The organism is Rahnella sp. BIGb0236 (assembly GCF_004364755.1).
Taxonomy (GTDB): domain Bacteria; phylum Pseudomonadota; class Gammaproteobacteria; order Enterobacterales; family Enterobacteriaceae; genus Rahnella; species Rahnella victoriana.
Genome location: NZ_SOAO01000030.1, coordinates 1 through 1,425, shown reverse-complemented (window position 1 = coordinate 1,425; position 1,425 = coordinate 1). Strand labels below are relative to the sequence as shown.

At 44.7% G+C, this 1,425-nt stretch carries 2 protein-coding genes and 1 pseudogene; all 3 read right to left on the bottom strand.

The genetic code is table 11. From position 1 onward, the window contains the following. Window positions 1-79 precede the first annotated feature (79 nt). Window positions 80-304 (bottom strand): annotated as a pseudogene (locus tag EDF78_RS25470) (RHS repeat-associated core domain-containing protein); the annotation flags it as partial. A gap of 26 nt (window positions 305-330) precedes the next feature. Next, a complete protein-coding gene (locus EDF78_RS25465) occupies window positions 331-762 on the bottom strand; it encodes a hypothetical protein (protein WP_119826987.1) in 432 nt (143 codons plus the stop codon). A gap of 10 nt (window positions 763-772) precedes the next feature. Beyond that, window positions 773-1,425: RHS repeat-associated core domain-containing protein (locus tag EDF78_RS25885; protein ID WP_243839492.1), on the bottom strand; the 653-nt coding region annotated here is incomplete at its 5' end.

Here is a 1,425-nt window from a genome sequence, read left to right as displayed (position 1 = left end):
CATTTGCAACATCAAGGGCTGCGGCAATCTGATCCTCTGGCAAGTTAAATGCTGAGCCAGCCCATTTTCCAAATTCGCTTAATCCCAACGGATCCCCCCCTTGCAGCGGATTTGAGGTGTAACGATACAAATTCCATCCCCCCAACAGCCCAATCGGATCCTGCGTGATATACCTGCCCAGCGTCGGGTCGTAATAGCGGTGGCGGTTGTAGTGCAGCCCCGACTCCTCATCAAAATGCTGCCCCTGCATGCGGAGGGGCTGGTACATGCGCAGCGGGTTGCTGCCGTCCACCTGATTCCCCCACGGGTAATTTTTTAGATATCTAAATTTCACTTCTCATGATTTATCTTTTTTGCATGGATATCATCGTAAACAATTTGTTTAATTTTGTAATTTCCACTCTCAACTTTTAAAACAAAAAACTCGTCTAGCTCATAATTTCCATAAATAGTATGGAAGGTTAATTCAACTTTGTCTTCTCCTATTAATGATTTAACGTCATTTGTTTTTCTAAGTTCTTTATTCTTATAAGCTCCTAACGTGTTATATGTATTGCTCATAAAGGAATTATAATTCACCTCAGAGGTTGCGTGATGAAATTCCTCTGATAGCTGTGTTTTGTAAATCTTGTTAAATTGTTTTAAGTTATAGTTGGCATGGTATTTAGCCACCTCATCCATAGCAGATTTGGCATCATTATCGCACCCCGTGACAATCCCGAGCAGAAATAATAATAGTATTGATATGGTTATTACTCTCATTTATCCATCCTTAGTTTAGAACGCATCGGGTGTATTGTTGGCATGTAAGTCCACCTGTAAAACTCCCACCACCGAGGCCCGCCCCTAACGTTGAGGAAATATTCAAAGGCTTGTCACTTCCATTTATTTCAAGCAAATTAGTTGCAGTTCCATTTAATAAAAATCCGATATCAGTTGTCGCACCGCTCAGATAAGATACTCCAGAGGTGGGTGGTGCATTTGATACCGTACCTGAAATTGACGCAGCGCCAGAAATACCCACCCCCGCACCTTGGCACGCCATCAAGTAGGCGCACAAGTCAAGACCTTTACCATTATTACCTGTAACAATTCCAGCGGCTATACTCCCACCAAGAAAGCCATAGCCTGCAATGCCAACATCCACAGATAGGGAGAATTCAGGTGGGGAATACAACGGTCCATTTGCAACATCAAGGGCTGCGGCAATCTGATCCTCTGGCAAGTTAAATGCTGAGCCAGCCCATTTTCCAAATTCGCTTAATCCCAACGGATCCACACCTTGCAGCGGATTTGAGGTGTAACGATACAAATTCCATCCCCCCAACAGCCCAATCGGATCCTGCGTGATATACCTGCCCAGCGTCGGGTCGTAATACCGGTGGCGGTTGTAGTGCAGCCCCGACTCCTCATCATAATGCTGAC

Excerpts from the sequence above, each read along its gene's own strand:
- EDF78_RS25465 (WP_119826987.1), bottom strand. The coding sequence starts at position 762 with ATGAGAGTAATAACCATATCAATACTATTATTATTTCTGCTCGGGATT.